Source organism: Streptomyces sp. NPDC059248 (assembly GCF_042753905.1).
Lineage (GTDB): Bacteria > Actinomycetota > Actinomycetes > Streptomycetales > Streptomycetaceae > Streptomyces.
Genome location: NZ_JBHYZV010000078.1, coordinates 1 through 19,331, shown reverse-complemented (window position 1 = coordinate 19,331; position 19,331 = coordinate 1). Strand labels below are relative to the sequence as shown.

Here is a 19,331-nt window from a genome sequence, read left to right as displayed (position 1 = left end):
GGGGGGTGGTGGCGGGGTGGTTTTTTGCGCGGGTTTTGCGTGTTGGGGTGTGCGCGCTCTGGCCCTTCCCCTCCCGGGGGGGGGGGGGGGGGCTTTGCCCCCCCCCCCCCGCCCCCGTTCCCGTACGACCGTCGTCAGACGTAGCGCTCCAGGATCGAGGACTCGGCGAGCCGCGAAAGCCCCTCCCGTACGCTCCGCGCCCGCGCCTCGCCGACACCGTCGACGGCCTGGAGGTCGTCCACGCTCGCCGCGAGCAGCTTCTGCAGCCCGCCGAAGTGCTCCACCAGCCGCTCGATGATCGCGCCGGGCAGCCTCGGCACCTTCGCCAGCAGCCGGTAGCCGCGCGGCGAGACCGCGGAGTCCAGCGTCTCGGGCGAACCGCTGTAGCCGAGGGCGCGCGCCACATTGGCCAGTTCGAGCAGCTCGGGGTGGCTCAGGGCGTCCAGCTCCGCCAGGGCGTCCTCGACCGTACGGGGCCGTCCGCCCTTGGCGCTCGCGGCCCTCGGGGACGTCGCCTCGGGCACGTAGTCCCGGACCACCAGCTCCCGCTCCGGCTCCACGCCCGCGATCAGCTCGTCCAGCTGGAGGGTGAGCAGCCGCCCGTCCGTGCCCAGCTCGACCACGTACTCCGCGATCTCGGTGGCGATCCGGCGGACCATCTCCAGCCGCTGCGCCACGGCGGTGACGTCCCGGATCGTGACCAGGTCCTCGATCTCCAGCGCCGAGAGCGTGCCCGCGACCTCGTCGAGGCGGAGCTTGTACCGCTCCAGCGTCGCCAGCGCCTGATTGGCCCGGGACAGGATCGCGGCGGACTCCTCCAGGACCCGCCGCTCGCCGTCCACGTACAACGCGATCAGCCGCATGGACTGGGAGACGGAGACGACCGGGAAGCCGCACTGCTTGGAGACACGGTCGGCGGTACGGTGCCGGGTGCCGGTCTCCTCCGTGTGGATCGAGGCGTCGGGGACGAGCTGCACCCCGGCGCGGAGGATCTTGGTGATGTCCTTGTCGAGGATGAGCGCGCCGTCGAGCTTGCACAGCTCGCGCAGCCGGGTCGCGGTGAATTCCACGTCCAGGACGAAGCCGCCGGTGCACATCGACTCGACCGTCTTGTCCATACCGAGGACGATCAGCCCGCCGGTGTTGCCGCGGAGGATGCGCTCCAGGCCGTCGCGGAGGCCGGTGCCGGGCGCGACGGAGCTGAGGGCGGCGCGGATCTGCCCTTCGGTGCCGGAGCCCGCGCCGGACTTTCCGGGTGCTGCTGCCCGGTCGTTGGCTGCCACTGCACTCCTCCGGCTCGTACGGATGGGCGAGACCAGGGCAAAGTCTACCGGCGCGTCTCCGCGCCCCGTGGGCTGTCCGCGCGCTCTGTGCGCCGGGCCCCGTCACACACCCCGCCCGGGGCCCTCACCAGGGCGCGGTCTCCGGTCCGCCGCCCGTGCGCCCGGCCGCCCCTTCGCCGTCCTTCGCCCCGTCGCTCCGGCGCCGCCCGCGCGGAAGCACCCGCAGCGCGTCCCCCATGTTCGCGACCTCGGTGACCGTCATGCCCCGGGGCACCTTGCCCGGGTCGGCGGGCACCAGGGCGTGGGTGAAGCCCAGCCGGTGCGCCTCGGCGAGCCGCCGCTGCACCCCCGTCACCCGGCGGACCTCGCCCGCGAGGCCGACCTCGCCGATCGCGACCAGGTTCTTCGGCAGCGGCGTGTCGCTCGCGGCCGACGCCAGCGCCAGGGCGATCGCCAGATCGGCGGCCGGCTCGGACAGCCGGACGCCGCCGACCGTGGCGCTGTAGATGTCCCGCTTCCCCAGGGCGCTGATCCGGCCGCGCTGCTCCAGCACCGCCAGCATCATCGACACCCGGGAGGTCTCAAGACCCGAGGTGGTGCGCCGGGGCGAGGGGATCTGCGAGTCCACGGTCAGCGCCTGCACCTCGGCCACCAGCGGTCGGCGGCCTTCCAGAGTGACCGTCAGACAGGTGCCGGGCACGGGCTCGTCACGGCGGGTCAGGAAGAGCCCCGAGGGGTCGGTCAGACCGGTGATGCCCTCGTCGTGCAGTTCGAAGCAGCCGACCTCGTCCGTCGCCCCGTACCGGTTCTTCACACCCCGCACCAGCCGCAGCCGGGCATGCCGGTCGCCCTCGAAGTGGAGCACCACGTCCACCAGGTGCTCCAGCAGCCGGGGACCGGCGATCGCGCCGTCCTTGGTGACGTGCCCGACCAGCAGCGTCGACATGCCCCGGTCCTTGGAGGCCCGGATCAGGGCGCCCGCGACCTCCCGCACCTGCGCCATACCGCCGGGCGCGCCCTCGATCTCCGGCGACGCGATCGTCTGCACCGAGTCGAGGATCAGCAGCGACGGCTTCACCTCGTCGAGATGGCCGAGGACGGCGGAGAGGTCGGTCTCGGCGGCGAGATAGAGATGGTCGCTCAGGGCGTGGATCCGGTCGGCGCGCAGCCGTACCTGGCTCGCGGACTCCTCGCCCGTCACATAGAGGGTCCGGTGCTCGGGGCCCGCCGCCTTGGCCGCCACGTCCAGCAGCAGCGTCGACTTCCCGACGCCCGGCTCCCCGGCGAGCAGCGCCACGGCACCCGGCACCAGGCCGCCGCCCAGCACCCGGTCCAGCTCGGGCACCCCGGTACCGCGGGCGGTCGCCTGCCGCCCGTCGACCTGGGCGATGGGCAGCGCCGGGCTGCTGACCCGCCCGGCGGCGGTGGTCCGCACGGCGGGCGCGCCGTACTCCTCGACCGTGCCCCACGCCTGGCACTCGGGGCAGCGGCCGAGCCACTTCGCGGTCGTCCAGCCGCATTCGGTACAGCGGTAGGACGGACGGTCCTTCGCGGATTTGGTACGGGCAGCCATGGGGGAACCGTAGCCCCCGCCACCGACAGCCGGTCCCGGCGTCCTCACCGGCGTCCTCGCCGACGTCCTCACCGGCGGCTCCGGAGCGCCTCCGGAGCGCTCCGGGACCGGACGTATCGCGAGAGGGGCGCGAACGACCCCGAAGCGGCCTATTAGCGGGTGGAACGAACGCTTCCTGTCCCCTTTTGAGCGAACTACTCACCCGTAAGAATGAAAAGAGGGAAAGCGGTAAGAACGGGGTGCTTCGCATGCCTACGGTCGCCGGGTGACGAGCAGCAGCAGGCCGGAACAGACCTCCCGTACTCCGAACGCCACCGGCCCGCACCGGTCGCGCCGCCACACGCCCCGCCCGTCCCCGCAGCAGTCCCCGGCGGAGACGCCCGCCCCGGAGCACGCCCCGTCGGAGCGCGGCCACGGATACGGGCCCGGACACGGCCCCGGGCGACGGCAGCGCCGGCGGCACGAGCAGCGCCACGAGCAGCGGTACGAGGCGTATCTCGACGGCCTGTTCACGTACTGCCTCTCCGTGCTCTGCGACCACGACGCCGCCACGGCCGCCCTCGGCGACGTCCTCGCCGTCGCGGAGCGCCACCTCGGCCGCGCCCCCGCCGAGCGCGCCGAGCGCACCACCGGCGCGCCGCCGGGTCCGGCCGCCCCCACCGGCCCGGGACGCGGCGCCTGGCTGTACGCGCTCGCCCGCTGGACGTGCCGCCGGCGCCTCGCCGAGCAGCGGCGCGCCCGCCACGGGACCCACACCGGCCGCCACCACTCCACGCCCCCGCGCCCTGCCAACGGTGCCAACGGTGCCGAAGGCGCTGACGGTGCCGACCGCATCTCCGCGGCGCGCCGGGCCCAGCTGGCGGTCCTCGCCTGGCCCGAGGCCGCCGGGACCACCCCCGAACAGCGCGAGGCCCTCGAACTCTCCGTCCGGCACGGCCTCGGCACCCACGACATCGCCGCCGTCCTCTCCCTCGACCCCGCCCGCGCCCGCGACCTCCTCGCCACCGCCGTCTGCGAACTCGAACGCACCCGGGCCGCCCTCGCCGTCGTCGGCCGCGGGGACTGTCCCGCCGTCGCCCGCCTCGGCACCGACGGCCGGGTCCTGGTCTCCGCCGCCCTGCGCACCGAACTCGTCCGCCATGTCGACGACTGCCCCCGCTGCCGGGTGGCCGCCGAACGCGTCGAGGCCCGCGGCCCCTGGCCGGGCTCCGCGCCCGCCCCGGCCGTGCTGCCGCTGATCAGGTGCGAGCGCCCGGTCGCGTACGCCGCGATGAACGCCGCCCGCGGCACCCGTACACGTGCCACCACACCCCGCTTCGGCCCCGGCGGCTTCCCCCTCGACCCCAAGGACCACACGGCGCGCCGGGAGCGGCTGCGTGCCCGCGCCGTCACCACCACGGTCGTCGCCACCGTCCTCGCGGCGCCCGTCCTCGCCCTGTGGGCGGCCTACCGGGGCGCCCCGGCCACCGGTGAGTCGGGCGCGGGACCCGCCGTCACCACCGCCGAGAACCCCGACAACACAACCGCTCCCGGGGGTACGGAACGCCCCGGGGAACGGGACGACCCCTACGACCGCTACGAGCACACCGGCAGCGCCGCCCCCACGGATCCGGCCCGCCCGGGACTCACCGTCGAGGTGGTCACTCCGGGCACCCCCGCCCCGCGCACCGAGCCCGGCGCGCCCGTCCCGGGCAGGCTCGGCGTCACCGCGCGGGCGTACGGGGACACCACCCGGCTGACGCTCACCGCGTCCGGCGGCGCCCCCGTCATCTGGGCGGTCCGTACCGGGGCCCGCTGGCTGTCGCCGAGCCGCACCTCGGGAATCCTCCGCCCCGGGCAGTCCGTCACCGTCCTGGTGACCGTCGACCGGGAGCGCGAGCCGGCCCGCCCGTGGCGCGCGTATCTGCGGATCGACCCGGTCGGGGCCGTCCTCCGGATCGAGGGCGGCGGACGCCCGGAACCCACCCCGCGCCCCACCCGGCCGCCGACACCGACCGCGAGCCCGACCCCGACACCGACCCCGACGCCCTCACCGACTCCGACTCCGTCCCCGACACCGACCGGGCCCTCGCCCTCGCCCTCGCCCACCCCGAGCCCCACGGACCCGGACCCGGACCCGGGCCCGGGTCCTTCACCGGCACCCTCCGACGACGATCCGCCGCCGGCCTCCTAAATCCTGGAACGCGTCCGTCAGGACGGGTCGGCCGGATGCGGCGCCAGCAGCGGAAGGTGCGATGCCAGCCGTGCCTCGCACAGGCCGACCAGGGCGTCGTACGCCTCCTTGCCCATCAGCTCCGTCAGCTCGGCCCGGTACGACACGTACACCGGCTCACCCGCGCCGTGCGCCGACCGCGCCGACGTGCACCACCAGTGCAGATCGTGACCGCCGGGGCCCCAGCCCCGCCGGTCGTACTCCCCGATCGAGATCTGGAGCACCTTGGTGTCGTCGGGCCGCTCGATCCAGTCGTACGAGCGCCGCACCGGCAGCTGCCAGCAGACGTCCGGCTTGGTCTCCAGCGGCTCCTTGCCCTCCTTCAGGGCGAGGATGTGCAGCGCGCAGCCCGCGCCCCCGGCGAACCCGGGCCGGTTCTGGAAGATGCACGACCCCTGCCACCGGCGGGTCTGCCGGGCGCCGTCGTCCTCGTCCTCCTGCACCCACCCCGTGGCCTCGCCCTCGTCGTGGAACTGCCACAGCTCGGGCGTGAGCCTGGCCACATGTCCCGCGACCCGTTCCTCGTCCTCCTCGTCCGAGAAGTGCGCGCCCAGCGTGCAGCAGCCGTCGGCCGCCCGCCCGGCCTGGATGCCCTGGCAGCCGCTGCCGAAGACACAGCTCCACCGGGAGGTCAGCCAGGTCAGATCGCAACGGAAGACCTGCTCGTCGTCGGCGGGGTCCGGGAACTCCACCCAGGCCCGCGGGAAGTCCAGTCCGACCTCGTCGCGAGGGGTCGGGTCCTGGGCCGCGGAGCGCTCTGCTTTGCCCGGCTTCGCCTTTTTCGTCTTTGGCACAGGTCAAGGGTATGTCCGCGACCGCAGTAGCGTTCGTACTCATGAGACTCGGAGTCCTCGACGTCGGTTCGAACACAGTGCACCTCCTGGTGGTGGACGCACACCCCGGCGCCCGCCCCCTGCCCGCCCATTCCCACAAGGCGGAACTGCGCCTCGCCGAACTCCTCGAAGCGGACGGCGCGATCGGGGCCGCCGGGATAGAGCGCCTCATCGGCACCATCGGCCGGGCCATGGAAGCGGCCGAGGACCAGGGCTGCGAGCAAGTGCTGTGCTTCGCCACGTCGGCCGTGCGGGAAGCCACCAACGCCGATCACGTCCTCGGCCGCGTCAAGGCCGAGACCGGCGTCGATCTCGAAGTCCTCACCGGCGAGGACGAGGCCCGCCTCACCTTCCTCGCCGTCCGCCGCTGGTTCGGCTGGTCCGCCGGGAAGCTCCTGGTGCTCGACATCGGCGGCGGATCCCTGGAGATCGCGTACGGCATCGACGAGGAGCCCGACGCGGCGGTGTCCCTGCCGCTGGGCGCCGGACGGCTGACCGCCGGGATGCTGGCCGGCGACCCGCCGGACGCGGAGGCCGTACGGGCGCTGCGCCGCCATGTCCGCGCGGAGATCGCCCGTACGGTGGGCGAGTTCAGCCGCTTCGGACGGCCCGACCACATCGTGGCGACCTCCAAGACCTTCAAGCAGCTCGCCAGGATCGCGGGCGCGGCCCGCGACGCGGAGGGCCTGTACGTCCAGCGTGAGCTGAGCCACAAGGCCCTGACGGACTGGCTCCCCAAGCTGGCGGCGATGACGGCGGGCCAGCGCGCCGAACTCCCCGGCGTCTCCACCGGCCGCGCCCGCCAGCTCCTGGCCGGAGCGCTGGTGGCGGAGGGCGCGATGGACCTCTTCGGCGCGCAGGAGGTCGAGATCTGCCCCTGGGCGCTGCGCGAGGGCGTCATCCTCCGCCGCCTCGACCACCTCCCGGCCAGGGCCTCGGTGGGCCAGGACGGCAACACCCTTTAGGCCGCGCAGCGCCGGAGGAGTCTCAGGGGGCGCGGGCCCCGTGGGGGTGCGGGGAACCGCGCGGGCGGTCACCCGTGACCCGTACCCTGTCCCCGTGGAAGCGGAAGACGCGACGGTGGCGACGAACCAGGGCGGCGGCGGTCCGGAGGCGAACGCGCCCGCGCCCCACCGCCGGCCCCGAGGGCCGAAGGTCCTGCTCTCCACCGCCTCCGTCTACCCCGAGTCCACCGCCACCGCCTTCGAGATCGCCGCCCGTCTCGGTTACGACGGCGTCGAGGTGATGGTCTGGACGGACCCGGTCAGCCAGGACGTGGAGGCGCTCCGCCGGCTCTCCGACTACCACTCTGTACCGATCCACGCCGTTCACGCGCCGTGTCTGCTGATCACACAGCGCGTCTGGTCCACCGATCCGTGGGTGAAGCTCCAGCGGGCCCGGGCCGCCGCCGAGCGGCTCGGCGCTTCGACGGTCGTCGTGCATCCGCCGTTCCGCTGGCAGCGCCAGTACGCCCGGGACTTCGTCGAGGGCGTCCGGCGGATGACGGACGAGACGGACGTCCGGTTCGCCGTCGAGAACATGTACCCGTGGCGCTACCGGGACCGCGAGATGCTCGCGTACGCCCCCGAATGGGACGTCACCAAGGACGACTACCGCCACTTCACGATCGATCTGTCGCATACGGCGACGGCCCGTACCGACGCACTGGCCATGGTCGACCGGATGGGCGACCGTCTCGGCCACGTACACCTGGCCGACGGCAAGGGGTCGGCGAAGGACGAGCACCTGGTGCCGGGCCGGGGCGACCAGCCCTGTGCCGAGCTGCTGGCGCGGCTGGTGCGTACCCGCTTCGACGGCCATGTGGTGATCGAGGTGAACACCCGGCGGGCGATGTCGGCGGCGGAGCGGGAGGCGGATCTCGCGGAGGCCCTCGCCTTCACCCGGCTCCATCTGGCGGCCGAGCCCTCCGCCGGGGGCGCCGGTGTACGGCCGGGAGTCCGCCGCGCATGAGGACGACGGCACGTCCTCTCCGCTCCCGATTCCGCCCCTGATTCCACTTCTGTTCCGTTCCTGTTCCGTTCCTGATTTCGTATCGCGGACGGAATGTCCAGATCTTGGAGGGCGGGCGTACCCTTGTGGCCTATCGACCGACCTATCGAGGAGCGAGAGCGACGATGCCCGAGCTGAGGTCCCGCACAGTCACCCACGGCCGCAATATGGCGGGCGCCCGCGCCCTGATGCGCGCCTCGGGCGTAGCGAGCGCGGACATCGGCAAGCCCGTCATCGCCGTCGCGAACTCGTTCACCGAGTTCGTCCCCGGGCATACCCACCTCCAGCCGGTCGGCCGGATCGTCAGTGAGGCGATCAAGGCGGCGGGGGCGATCCCGCGCGAGTTCAACACCATCGCCGTCGACGACGGCATCGCCATGGGCCACGGCGGAATGCTGTACTCCCTGCCCTCCCGCGATCTGATCGCGGACAGTGTCGAGTACATGGTGGAGGCGCACTGCGCCGACGCCCTGATCTGCATCTCCAACTGCGACAAGATCACCCCGGGCATGCTCAACGCGGCCCTGCGGCTGAACATCCCCACCGTCTTCGTCTCCGGCGGCCCCATGGAGGCGGGCCGGGCGACCCTCGTCGACGGCACCGTCCGGAAACTCGACCTGATCAACGCGATCGTCGACGCCGTGGACGAGACCGTCTCCGACGAGGACGTGCTGCGGATCGAGGAGAACGCCTGCCCGACCTGCGGTTCCTGTTCCGGCATGTTCACCGCCAACTCGATGAACTGCCTGACCGAGGCCATGGGCCTCTCCCTCCCCGGCAACGGCTCCGTGCTCGCCACCCACACCGCCCGCCGCGCGCTGTACGAGAACGCGGGCCGTACGGTCGTCGAGATCACCAAGCGCTACTACGAGGGCGACGACGACACCGTCCTGCCCCGGAACATCGCCACCCGCGCGGCCTTCGACAACGCCATGGCCCTCGACATCGCCATGGGCGGCTCCACCAACACGATCCTGCATCTGCTGGCCGCCGCCCAGGAGGCCGAGCTGGACTACGGGCTCGACGACATCGACGCCGTCTCGCGCCGCGTCCCCTGTCTCGCGAAGGTCGCGCCGAACGTCGCGCCCCAGGGCACGTACTACATGGAGGACGTCCACCGGGCCGGCGGTATCCCCGCCATCCTCGGCGAGCTGTACCGCGCCGGGCTGCTCGACGAGGACGTCCACACCGTCCACTCGCCCTCCGTCAAGGAGTGGCTCGGCACCTGGGACATTCGCGGCGGCACCGCGTCCGCCGAGGCGGTCGAGCTGTGGCACGCGGCGCCCGGCTGTGTCCGCTCCGCCGAGGCGTTCTCCCAGTCCGAGCGGTGGGACACGCTCGACACCGACGCCGCCGACGGCTGCATCCGCGACGCCGCCCACGCGTACAGCAAGGACGGCGGCCTGGCCGTGCTCAAGGGCAACCTCGCGGTCGACGGGTGCGTGGTGAAGACCGCGGGCGTCGACGAGTCGATCTGGACCTTCGAGGGCCCGGCCGTGGTCTGCGAGTCGCAGGACGAGGCCGTCGACAAGATCCTCCGCAAGGAGATCAAGGAGGGCGACGTCGTCGTCATCCGGTACGAGGGCCCCAAGGGCGGCCCTGGTATGCAGGAGATGCTCTACCCGACGTCCTTCCTCAAGGGCCGGGGTCTGGGCAAGTCGTGCGCGCTGGTCACCGACGGCCGCTTCTCCGGCGGTACGTCGGGCCTGTCCATCGGCCACGCATCCCCAGAGGCCGCGTCCGGCGGCACGATCGCCCTGGTCGAGGACGGCGACCGGATCAGGATCGACATCCCCGGGCGCTCGATCGAGCTGCTCGTCCCGGAGGAGGAGCTGACGGCCCGCCGCGAGGCGCTGGGCGGCCGGTACGCGCCCAAGTCGCGCGAGCGGAAGGTGTCGGCGGCGCTGCGGGCGTACGGCGCGATGGCGACGAGCGCCGACAAGGGCGCGGTGCGGGACGTCTCCCGGCTGGGCTGACGCGATACGTACGAAGGCCGGGTCCGGTTGGCGGGCCCGGCCTTCGCACGTCCCGGACCGCCCGCCCGGAGTCCGGTTGCCGTCGCCCCCGCGCCCACGCCTGGGCCCGCCGTGCCCGTGCCTCGCGCCCCGGCCCCCGGTTACCAGCCGCCCGGATCCGCCGCCGCCACCGAGAAGACCGAGCCGTCCGGGGCCGTACCGAACACCCGATCGCCGGTGGCGGCCGGGGCGGGCAGGAACGAGGTGTACGTCCGCGCCCCGCCGTCCATCCGGGGATCCGTCTGACCGGCCAGCCGTCCGCGCGCCGCGTCGACCGCCAGCAGCCGTCCGTCCCCGGCCGTGACGAAGACCGCCGACGCGCCCGCGACGGGCCGGGACAGCTGGGTCGCCCCGGTCTCCAGACGCCACAGCTGCCCCGGCTTCCCGGCCCCGCCCTGCCCCGCGGACACCCGTACCGCCACCAGGGATCCGCCCGCCCCGCCGACGTACATCACCCCGCGGGAGATCACCGCCTGCGCCTGCGGAACCGGCGCGTCCAGGGCGATCCGGCGGACCACGCGCGCCCGCGCCGCGTCCGCGACCGTCAGCCGGACGACCGCGTCCGTACTCCCGCTCGCGTCCGTGGCGATCAGATGGAGCGCGCCGCCCGAGAACCCCACCGGCCGCAGCGCCCCCTCCAACCGCTCCCGCCACAGCAGCCGTCCGGTCGCCGGGTCGACCGCGTGGATCTCCGTCGTGTCTCCGCCGGCCGCCGGGTCCACCGCGTACACGGCACCGCCCCCGGCGATCCACTCCGCGCCGCCCGAACCGTGCCGGGCCCGCCACCGCTCGGCGCCGGTGCCGGCGTCCAGGGCCAGGATCCGGCCGTCGTCCCTGACCAGCAGGACCAGGTCACCCGCGTACCGCACCCCCGAATACCCGGCCATCGGCGCCGACCACCGGGGCTCGCCCGTCGCCGGGTCCAGCGCCCTCACCGGCTCGCCGCCGACGGGGCGGATCTGCACCAGCCCGCCCGCGAACACCGGGGCCCGCGGCCCGACGTCCGACGCGGCGCCTTCGCCCGCGGGCCGGGACCACAACCGGCGGCCGGTCACCGGGTCGAGCCGGGCGGCGGTCACCCCGGGGGCGGCGCAGTAGAGCGCGTCCGCCGCGCCCGCGTGGGTACACGCGGGCGTACGTTCCTCCCCGCGCGCCTTCCCCAGCCGTACGCTCCACGCCTCGACTCCGTGCGCCCCGCCGGAGCCCGTCCCGGTCCCGGTCCCCGCCCGGGTCCCGGCGGACGACGAGGCCCCCGATGTGTCGTCGCCGGCCCGGATCGCGACGATCCCGGCGGTCACCAGGACGACGGCCGCGACGGCCGCCACCGCCCAGCGCCGCCGCGCGCTCTTCCCCCGGCCTCCTGCGCCTGCGCCTGTGCCCGCGTCTCCGCCGGAGGTTCCGCTTATGTCTTCCGCGCGGTCCTCGGGGCCCGGTACGACACTCGGCGGCAGACTGGACATCCCCGGCACGTTCTCGCGCGGATCCGGCGTCCTGGGCACCGGGACGTACGCCTGGGTGTCGTACGAAGCCGACGGCGACGCCTGCCGCAGCGCCACCATCAACTCGTACGGCGAAGGACGCTCCGCCGGGTCCTTCGCCAGACAGCGCAGGATCAGCGGTACGAGCCCCGGCGGCACCCCCGTCAGATCGGGCTCGTCATGGACGACCTGGTAGGCCACGATGTACGGACTGTCGGAGTCGAACGGACCACGCCCGGTCAGGGCGTATGCCAGCACCGATCCCATGGCGAAGACGTCCGCCGCGGGACCCACCTCCCGGGGCCGCTGGAACTGCTCGGGCGCCATGAACGGCGGTGTACCGATCAGCTTCCCGGTCTCGGTGCGCAGATCGCTGTCGGCCGGCCGGGAGATCCCGAAGTCGATGACCTTCGGGCCGTCCGCCCCGAGCAGCACATTGCTCGGCTTGAGATCGCGGTGCACCACGCCCGCCCGGTGGATGTCGCGCAGCGCCTCGGCCAGCCCGGCGCCCGCCCTGCGAACCTCCTCGGGCTCCATCGGGCCGTTCCGCTTGACCCGTTCGGCAAGGGTCGGTCCTTCGATGAAGAGGGTCGCCATCCAAGGGCGCGCGGCATCCGGGTCGGCGTCGACGACGGAGGCGGTGAACGCCCCGCTGACCCGTCTGGCGGCGGCCACCTCCTGGCGGAAACGCGCCCTGAACTCGGGGTCCGTGGCGTGTTCCGCATGGATGACCTTCACGGCGAGCCGCAGTCCCGAAGCGGATGTCGCGAGATGCACGACACCCATACCGCCGTTCCCGAGACAGGCTTCGAGCCGGTACTGGCCCGCGTACTCCGGCTGCCCGGATCCCGACGCCTGACCGGTGCTGCGCAGCGGTGGCATCCCCACCCCCGATGATCGATCGTGCGCGCGCGCGAACCTCGGAGCCTAGTCGATGGTGAGTACGACACCGGGGGTGGTTGCCGGTCGGGGCGCGGCGTACCGTACCTCTACGCAGATACACCAACGGGGGAGATTTACATGTCAATCGACGGAGCACGTCCGGAAACAGACGTTCCGCCCGCGCCGGAGGCCACCGAGTCCGAGGCAGTGGCGCTCTCGGCGTCGGTCTCGGCGTCGGTCGAGCTCGGGGACATCGCCTCGGCCGAGGTCACCGCCGCCGTCCGCTACTACCCGGTCGCGCCGGGCGTCGCGCTCCACGTACGAATGGGTCCCGGCACCCAGTACGACCTGATCCGCACGCTGCCCGTGGGCTCGCGCGTCCCGATCTTCTGCCAGAAGCCGGGACAGGCGATCAACGGCCCCTACGGAACATCCCGGATCTGGGACAACATCGGCAACGGCGAGTTCGTCTCCGACGCGTACGTCCGCACCGGCAGCGACGGCTATGTGGCCATCCGCTGCTGACGCCCCCCGCGGCGGCGGGGACGGCGGCGGGGATAATCGACCCGTGAGCGAGCAGCAGAACACCGAAGGCCGGACCCCGGAGGGGCCGCGGCCCGAGCCCATCCGCTTCTTCGGCACCACCTGGGTCGACCACGACGGGGGGTACGGGCTGCGCCGCGCGGGCGTCGCGGCCGGCGCCCTGGCCGCGGCCGCGCTCGGCGGGTTCGCCCTGCGCCTGGGGTACGAGGGCCTGACGATCGCCGAGGTCGGCGGCATCCTCAACGCCATGGTCATCGTGATGTTCGCGGTGTGCAGCGCGATCGCCTTCCGCAAGACCTGGGAGGGCTTCACCCGCCGCCCGACCGGCGCGGCGACCCCGGACGCGCTCCGGAGCGTCCGCACGGTCGGCTTCGTGGGCGTCCTGCTGGCGTGGTCCCTCCGTGCCCTGAAGGAGGCACCGGGCGAGGCGCTGTACCGCCGTGAGTACGAGACGGCCCGCACCCAGTTCGACAAACGCCGCCGCACCCGCACGGGCAACCCCTCCAAACGCCGCCCCCGCTGACCCTGCCCCCCGCGGGGCGCGCCCAGCGGAGGTTTCCAGGGGCGCGAGGAACTGCGCGACAAGCCATTCACGGCCCGCGGTCGGCGACGGTCGTCGACGATAGGCCGGTTTCCCGGGCCTCCCCTTGCCGAAGGCACAGGCGGCGGAACTGCGCGAACAACCACCGATCACCCGCGGACGCGACACGGCCGCCCCGGAACGGACCGCCCCCGGAGGCGTAGACGTCACCGCCACGGGTCAGGATCATCCCCATGAGCGCAGAGCATCGCCCCGGCGCGCTGGCCGGGTCACCCCGCGCGCGGTCGTTCGACAGCGCCGCCGCCCAGTACGCCGCCGCCCGCCCCGGCTACCCGGACGCGCTGTTCGACGCCGTCGAGGACCTGTCCGGCCGGCGGCTGCGCGGCGCGGACGTCGTCGACGTCGGCGCGGGCACCGGCATCTCCAGCGGACTGCTCGCCCGCCGAGGCGCCCGGGTCGTCGCCGTGGAGCCGGGCGCGGGCATGGCGGGCGAACTCCGCCGTACGCATCCGGACATCCCGCTGGTACGGGGCGTCGGCGACGCCCTCCCGCTCGCCGCCGACAGCGCCGACCTGATCACCTACGCCCAGGCGTGGCACTGGACGGACCCCGCCCGCTCCCTCCCCGAAGCCGCCCGGGTCCTGCGGCCCGGCGGCGCGCTCGCGCTGTGGTGGAACGTCGCCGACGAGACGGTCCCGTGGCTCGCCGCCCAGAGCGACCGCTTCCGGCGGTGGATCCCGGAGTGGACCCACGGCTCACCGGGCCCGGTCCGCGCCCTGCCAGCCGACTGGCCCGGCCGGGTCGTGGAGCGCCGGGTCCCGTGGACCCGCCCCGTACCGGTCGACACTCATCTCGCGAACATCGGCAGCCACTCCCTCCTCCTCACCCTCCCGCCGGAGACCTCCGCCGAACTGCTGGCGCGGGAACGGACGGAGCTGCTGAAGGTCTTCCCCGACGGGACGGTCACGGAGGCGTACACCGTCGAGCTGACGGTCACCACGCAGGCCGCCGCCACCGGACCCGGCACCCCGTCTACTGTGTAGGCCGCACTCCGCGAGCACCCCGTAACGACCCCCGTAACGACCCCCGTAACGACCCCCGTAACGACCCCCGTAACGACCTCCGTACCGACGGCGAAGGACCGAGGAGAGATGGCCGAGCCGGCCGAGTTCGAGAAGCAGCGCGAACGCCTCTGGGGCATCGCCTACCGCATCACCGGCTCGGTCGCGGACGCCGACGACGCCCTCCAGGACGCCTGGCTGCGCTGGCAGCGCCTGCCGGCGGACCGTGCCGACAACCCCGCCGGATATCTGACGGCCGTGGTCAGCCGGATCTGTTACGACCAGCTCACCTCGGCCCGCGCCCGGCGCGAGTCGTACGTCGGCCCCTGGCTGCCGGAGCCCGTGGTCACCGCGGCAGGTCCCGAGGAGCGGGTCACGCTCGACGAGTCCGTGGGCACCGCCCTCCTCACAGTCCTCGAACGGCTCACCCCCGCCGAGCGGACCGCCCTCGTCCTCCACGACGTCTTCGCGGTGCCGTTCGCGGAGATCGCGGACGTGGTGGGCCGTACCCCCGACTCGGTACGGCAGCTCGCCTCCCGCGCCCGCCGCCGGGTACGGGCCGAGGCCCCGCGCCGTACCGTCGACCGCGCCGAGCACCGGCGCACCGTCGACGCCTTCCTCGCCGCCGTCGGCGGCGGGGACCTGGAAGGTCTGATGAAGGTCCTCGACCCCCAGGTGGTGTGGCGCTCGGACGGCGGCGGCATGGTCGGCGTGGCCAGGGTCCCCGTCGTGGGGCGCGACAAGGTCACCCAGTTCATCGGCCATGTGCTGAGCCGGTTCGTCCCCGGCCGGACGCGGCTCGCGCTCCACGACGTCAACGGCGCGCCCGGACTCGTCGCCACCGATATCGCCGAGGACACGGAGGACGCCGGGAACCACTGGTGCGCGGTGTACGCCTTCACCGTCCACGAGGGCCTCGTCACCCGCATCGACTGCACCCTCAACCCGGCCAAACTGGCCCACCTCGATCCCACCGCCCTCCACGGCGCGCTCTGACGGGCCGGACCACCGGACCGCGCGGGACGTGATCACCCTCACGTCACAACCGCGGGCCCGCCGTCGTCACCCCCGTATGACGACCACAACGCAGCAGCGCCCGGCCCGTACCCCGCACCGGCCCGAGGTCACCGTCATCGGCGCGGGGTACGGCGGGCTGATGGCCACCCTCCGGCTCGCCCCGCACGCCCGGGTCACCCTCGTCGACCCCGGTGACCGCTTCACCGAACGCGTCCGCCTCCACGAACTGGCCGCCGCCCGTACCGATATCACCCACCCCCTGGCCGACCTGCTGCGCGGTACCGGCGTCCGGCACACCGCCCGGCGGGCCGTCGCCCTCGACCCGGCCGGCCGGACCGTCACCACGGACGACGGCCGGCTGATCCGATACGACCATCTCGTCTACGCCCTCGGCAGCCGCACCGGCATCCCGGCCCCCGGCCCCACGCCTTCCCCGGCCACGGAGACGACGGAGACTGCGGAGAAGGAGAAGGAGAAGTACGACAACGCGCGGCAGCACCCCGAATCCGAGACCCGTGTCTACACCGCCGAGACCGCCGCCGCGCTGCGCCACCGGCTGCTCGCGGGAGCGCGAACCGGAAGGGGATCGGTCGCCGTCGTCGGCGGCGGCCTCACCGGTATCGAGCTGGCCGCCGAACTCGCCGAGACCTACCCCGAGTGGTCCGTACGCCTCCTCTCCTCCGGCCCCGTCGCCGCCGGGCACTCCGCCCGCGGCCGGGACCATGTCCGTACCGTGCTCGCGGGGCTCGGCGTCCGGATCGAGGAGGGCACCGAGGTCACACGACCCGACGCGGTGGACGCCGACGCCGTCGTCTGGTCGGCGTCGATGATCCCGAACACCGGTCTCGCCTCCGCCGCGGGCCTCGCCCTCGACGCCACCACCGGCCGGATCGCCGTCGACGCCACCCTCCGTTCGGTCAGCCACCCCGAGATCTGCGCCGTCGGCGACGCGGCGGGCGCCCACTCCGACGCCGCGGGCGCCCTCCGTATGGGCTGTGCCGCCGCCCTGCCCGCGGGCTCCCGCGCCGCAGCCACGATCGTCGCCGGCATCCGGGGCGGGGAACCCCGGCCGCTGCGGTTCGGCTATGTCTTCCAGTGCGTCAGCCTCGGCCGCCGCGACGGACTGGTCCAGTTCGTCCGCGCGGACGACTCCCCGCGTGCCCACGCCCTCACCGGCCGCCCGGCCGCCCGCTTCAAGGAACAGGTCCTCCTCTCCACGATCCGTCTGCTCCACCTGGCCCGCCGCCGCCCGGGGATCATCCCCCTCATCCCCGGCCTGAGCTGACCCCGGGCGTACCCGTGGCGCCCGACCCGCCCCGGCGCCACGGGTACGCCCGCCGGAACCCGGAGCACTCCGCCTCCGTGCTCCGCCCCACCACGGCCACCTGGCCACCGGGCCACTGGTGCGAGGATGGGGCCACAACCCCCCAGCGGCGAGGTGCACAGAGCCATGACCCAGACAGTCGCAGTCCTCGGCACAGGCAAGATCGGCGAGGCCCTTCTCAGCGGAATGATCCGCGCGGGCTGGCGACCGGCCGACCTCCTGGTCACCACCCGCCGCACCGACCGCGCCGAGGAACTCCGCGACCGCTACGGCGTCGAACCCGTCACCAACGCCGACGCCGCCAAGCGCGCCGACACCCTGATCCTGGCCGTCAAGCCCCAGGACATGGGCGCCCTCCTCGACCAGCTCGCCCCGCACATCACCTCCGATCGCCTGATCATCAGCGCCGCCGCCGGAATCCCCACCTCCTTCATCGAGGAACGCCTGACCACCGGCACCCCCGTCATCCGCGTCATGCCCAACACCCCCGTCCTCGTCGACGAAGGCATGTCCGTCATCTCGGGCGGCCACCACGCCACCGCCGCGCACCTCGCCCACACCGAGGAGATCTTCGGCAGCGTCGGCAAGACACTCCGCGTCCCCGAGTCCCAGCAGGACGCCGCCACCGCACTCTCCGGCTCCGGCCCCGCGTACTTCTACTTCCTGGTCGAGGCCATGACCGACGCGGGCATCCTCCTGGGCCTGCCCCGCGCCCAGGCCCACGACCTCATCGTCCAGGCCGCCATCGGCGCCGCCGTGATGCTCCGCGACAGTGGCGAGCACCCCGTCAAACTCCGGGAAGCCGTCACCTCTCCCGCGGGCACCACCATCAGCGCCATCCGTGAGCTGGAGAATCACGGAGTCCGTGCCGCCCTGATCGCCGCCATCGAAGCCGCGCGCGACCGCAGCCGCGCCCTCGCCTCCGGCAACGGCTGACCTCCCGCACGGACCCCGCCCCGACTACGGACTACGCCGTCAGTAGTCCGATCGCGGCATACGCCGCGTCCACCCTCGGCCGGGCCAGTCCTCTGGCCCGGCCGGCCCCCTTCCGCAACACCTCCTCGACATATCCCGCGTTCGCCGCCAGCTCCGCGTGCCGTTCCCGCACCGGCCGCAGCAGCTCCACCACCGCGTCCGCCACGGCCCGCTTCAGCGCCCCGTACGACTCATATACACCGGCCAGCTCCTCCGGGTTCCCGTCCGAACAGGCGGCGAGGATCTCCAGCAGATTCGCCACCCCCGGGGACACCTCCCGGTCGTAGACGACCGAGGTCCCGCTGTCCGTCACGGCGCGCATGACCTTCCGCCGCACCTGATCCGGGTCGTCCAGCAGATAGACGATCCCCGCGCCCGACTCGTGCGACTTCCCCATCTTCGACAGCGGGTCCTGAAGATCCATGATCCGAGCCGCGACCTTCGGATGCGTCGCCTTCGGCACGGTGAACGTATGCCCGTACCGCTGGTTGAACCGCACCGCCAGATCCCGGGTCAGCTCCACATGCTGCGCCTGGTCGTCCCCCACCGGCACCTCGTCGGTCCCATAGACGAGGATGTCCGCCGCCATCAGTACGGGATACGTCAGCAGCGACAGCCGTACGCTCTCCCCGCTCCGCCGGGCCAGGGCGCTCTTCTCCTTGTACTGGATCATCCGCCGCAGCTCACCGTCCGAGGCCGTGCACTCCAGCAGATACGAGAGCCGGGTGTGCTCCTCCACATGGCTCTGTACGAAGACCGTGCACCGCTCCGGATCCAGCCCGGCCGCCAGCAGCAGCGTCGCCGCCTGCCGGCTGAGCCTGCGCACGCGCGCCGGATCGTGCTCCACGGTCAGCGCGTGCAGATCCACCACACAGAACAGGGAGTCCGCCCGGTGCTGGTCGACGTCGACCCAGCGACGCACCGCACCCAGGTAGTTGCCCAGCGTCAGATGCCCTGTGGGTTTCACCCCACTGAAGATCCGCGTCATGTCCGCTTCCCCTCTCCTTAGTCCGTCGGGACCCCGCTGTCGGCGGCCCGGCTCCCGGAGGGGGAGAAACGACAACGGCCGCCGAAGCGGCGGCCGTCGAGTACGCGCTGAGTGTGCCGGCCGCCGTCAGGCGGCCCGCCACTGCTGGTAGCGCGTACGCGTTGTCATGGGGAGGAGCGTAGGGCACTGGCCCCCGAGTTGACAGTGGGCGCGACCGTTCCGTAGTGTTCTCCGAGTTGCCCGACGTGAGCGCCGACCGCGAGGTTGGTCCCCGGGCAGCCATTCCGCAAGACCACACCGATGAACGAACGGCAGTCTCTGCCGTCCGCTTTCGGACGTGCCTTTTCGGAATGAGGAATCCGCGCCCGAACAGGACGCAGACCCGATTAGCGTCGGGGAAAAGATTCCGCTAAAGTCTCACTCGTCGGAACGGCCGAGAGGCCGGAAAGACAAAACCCGAGTTTCGACCGGGAATCAGGCCCGAAAGGATCTGATAGAGTCGGAAACGCAAGACCGAAGGGAAAGCCCGGAGGGCCTGGTGAAAAGGGCCTGAAGGAAGCGTCCGTTCCTTGAGAACTCAACAGCGTGCCAAAAGT

The 19,331-nt window shown here is 73.2% G+C and carries 15 protein-coding genes; 10 read left to right on the top strand and 5 right to left on the bottom strand.

Annotated elements, in window-relative coordinates; all coding sequences use genetic code 11:
* Window positions 1-134 precede the first annotated feature (134 nt).
* On the bottom strand, window positions 135-1,283 hold the full coding sequence (gene disA, locus ACFXG1_RS27045; RefSeq protein WP_384724071.1) for a DNA integrity scanning diadenylate cyclase DisA: 1,149 nt from the start codon (window positions 1,281-1,283) through the stop codon (window positions 135-137).
* A gap of 124 nt (window positions 1,284-1,407) precedes the next feature.
* The gene (radA, locus tag ACFXG1_RS27040; RefSeq protein ID WP_384744920.1) at window positions 1,408-2,856 is read right to left on the bottom strand and encodes a DNA repair protein RadA; all 1,449 of its coding nucleotides are present in this window, start codon (window positions 2,854-2,856) and stop codon (window positions 1,408-1,410) included.
* Window positions 2,857-3,121: 265 nt separating this feature from the next.
* On the opposite strand from radA, the gene ACFXG1_RS27035 reads away from it, so the two are divergent.
* The gene (locus ACFXG1_RS27035) at window positions 3,122-5,029 is read left to right on the top strand and encodes a hypothetical protein (RefSeq protein WP_384744918.1); all 1,908 of its coding nucleotides are present in this window, start codon (window positions 3,122-3,124) and stop codon (window positions 5,027-5,029) included.
* Window positions 5,030-5,046: 17 nt separating this feature from the next.
* Here ACFXG1_RS27035 and ACFXG1_RS27030 read toward each other — a convergent pair whose 3' ends face one another.
* Window positions 5,047-5,862, bottom strand: coding sequence for a hypothetical protein (locus ACFXG1_RS27030; protein ID WP_384712657.1), 816 nt, complete (start codon window positions 5,860-5,862; stop codon window positions 5,047-5,049).
* Between the two features lie 41 nt (window positions 5,863-5,903).
* Here ACFXG1_RS27030 and ACFXG1_RS27025 point away from each other — a divergent pair, with 41 nt between their 5' ends.
* The 3 genes from ACFXG1_RS27025 to ilvD all read left to right on the top strand — a co-directional run bounded on the left by ACFXG1_RS27025 (window position 5,904) and on the right by ilvD (window position 9,887).
* Window positions 5,904-6,866 (top strand): Ppx/GppA family phosphatase, encoded by a 963-nt coding sequence (locus ACFXG1_RS27025; RefSeq protein WP_384712660.1) that lies wholly within the window; start codon window positions 5,904-5,906, stop codon window positions 6,864-6,866.
* 193 nt (window positions 6,867-7,059) lie between these two features.
* Window positions 7,060-7,872, top strand: a complete 813-nt coding sequence (locus tag ACFXG1_RS27020; protein ID WP_384712681.1) for a sugar phosphate isomerase/epimerase family protein — start codon at window positions 7,060-7,062, stop codon at window positions 7,870-7,872.
* 164 nt (window positions 7,873-8,036) lie between these two features.
* A complete protein-coding gene (gene ilvD / locus ACFXG1_RS27015) occupies window positions 8,037-9,887 on the top strand; it encodes a dihydroxy-acid dehydratase (RefSeq protein ID WP_384712663.1) in 1,851 nt (616 codons plus the stop codon).
* Window positions 9,888-10,027: 140 nt separating this feature from the next.
* Here the strand turns inward: ilvD and ACFXG1_RS27010 are convergent, their stop codons facing one another.
* The gene (locus ACFXG1_RS27010) at window positions 10,028-12,286 is read right to left on the bottom strand and encodes a PQQ-binding-like beta-propeller repeat protein (RefSeq protein ID WP_384712684.1); all 2,259 of its coding nucleotides are present in this window, start codon (window positions 12,284-12,286) and stop codon (window positions 10,028-10,030) included.
* A 138-nt stretch (window positions 12,287-12,424) separates the two neighbouring features.
* Here ACFXG1_RS27010 and ACFXG1_RS27005 point away from each other — a divergent pair, with 138 nt between their 5' ends.
* The 6 genes from ACFXG1_RS27005 (at window position 12,425) to proC (ending at window position 17,708) form a co-directional block, all read left to right on the top strand.
* On the top strand, window positions 12,425-12,811 hold the full coding sequence (locus ACFXG1_RS27005) for a peptidase (RefSeq protein ID WP_384712665.1): 387 nt from the start codon (window positions 12,425-12,427) through the stop codon (window positions 12,809-12,811).
* 43 nt (window positions 12,812-12,854) lie between these two features.
* Entirely contained in the window at window positions 12,855-13,352 is a 498-nt protein-coding gene (locus ACFXG1_RS27000; protein ID WP_384712668.1) for a hypothetical protein, read from the top strand.
* Between the two features lie 251 nt (window positions 13,353-13,603).
* On the top strand, window positions 13,604-14,413 hold the full coding sequence (locus tag ACFXG1_RS26995) for a class I SAM-dependent methyltransferase (RefSeq protein WP_384712670.1): 810 nt from the start codon (window positions 13,604-13,606) through the stop codon (window positions 14,411-14,413).
* 108 nt (window positions 14,414-14,521) lie between these two features.
* A complete protein-coding gene (gene sigJ, locus ACFXG1_RS26990) occupies window positions 14,522-15,427 on the top strand; it encodes an RNA polymerase sigma factor SigJ (RefSeq protein ID WP_384712674.1) in 906 nt (301 codons plus the stop codon).
* A gap of 76 nt (window positions 15,428-15,503) precedes the next feature.
* Window positions 15,504-16,733 (top strand): NAD(P)/FAD-dependent oxidoreductase, encoded by a 1,230-nt coding sequence (locus ACFXG1_RS26985; RefSeq protein WP_384712678.1) that lies wholly within the window; start codon window positions 15,504-15,506, stop codon window positions 16,731-16,733.
* A gap of 165 nt (window positions 16,734-16,898) precedes the next feature.
* Entirely contained in the window at window positions 16,899-17,708 is an 810-nt protein-coding gene (gene proC / locus ACFXG1_RS26980) for a pyrroline-5-carboxylate reductase (RefSeq protein WP_384718548.1), read from the top strand.
* A gap of 31 nt (window positions 17,709-17,739) precedes the next feature.
* Here proC and trpS read toward each other — a convergent pair whose 3' ends face one another.
* Window positions 17,740-18,735 (bottom strand): tryptophan--tRNA ligase, encoded by a 996-nt coding sequence (gene trpS / locus ACFXG1_RS26975; RefSeq protein ID WP_384744914.1) that lies wholly within the window; start codon window positions 18,733-18,735, stop codon window positions 17,740-17,742.
* Window positions 18,736-19,331: the final 596 nt, after the last annotated feature.

Coding starts and splice junctions, on each gene's coding strand:
- ACFXG1_RS27005 (WP_384712665.1), top strand. CDS start 12,425: ATGTCAATCGACGGAGCACGTCCGGAAACAGACGTTCCGCCCGCGCCG.
- proC (WP_384718548.1), top strand. CDS start 16,899: ATGACCCAGACAGTCGCAGTCCTCGGCACAGGCAAGATCGGCGAGGCC.
- sigJ (WP_384712674.1), top strand. CDS start 14,522: ATGGCCGAGCCGGCCGAGTTCGAGAAGCAGCGCGAACGCCTCTGGGGC.
- ilvD (WP_384712663.1), top strand. CDS start 8,037: ATGCCCGAGCTGAGGTCCCGCACAGTCACCCACGGCCGCAATATGGCG.
- radA (WP_384744920.1), bottom strand. CDS start 2,856: ATGGCTGCCCGTACCAAATCCGCGAAGGACCGTCCGTCCTACCGCTGT.
- trpS (WP_384744914.1), bottom strand. CDS start 18,735: ATGACGCGGATCTTCAGTGGGGTGAAACCCACAGGGCATCTGACGCTG.
- ACFXG1_RS27010 (WP_384712684.1), bottom strand. CDS start 12,286: ATGCCACCGCTGCGCAGCACCGGTCAGGCGTCGGGATCCGGGCAGCCG.
- ACFXG1_RS27025 (WP_384712660.1), top strand. CDS start 5,904: ATGAGACTCGGAGTCCTCGACGTCGGTTCGAACACAGTGCACCTCCTG.
- ACFXG1_RS26985 (WP_384712678.1), top strand. CDS start 15,504: ATGACGACCACAACGCAGCAGCGCCCGGCCCGTACCCCGCACCGGCCC.
- ACFXG1_RS26995 (WP_384712670.1), top strand. CDS start 13,604: ATGAGCGCAGAGCATCGCCCCGGCGCGCTGGCCGGGTCACCCCGCGCG.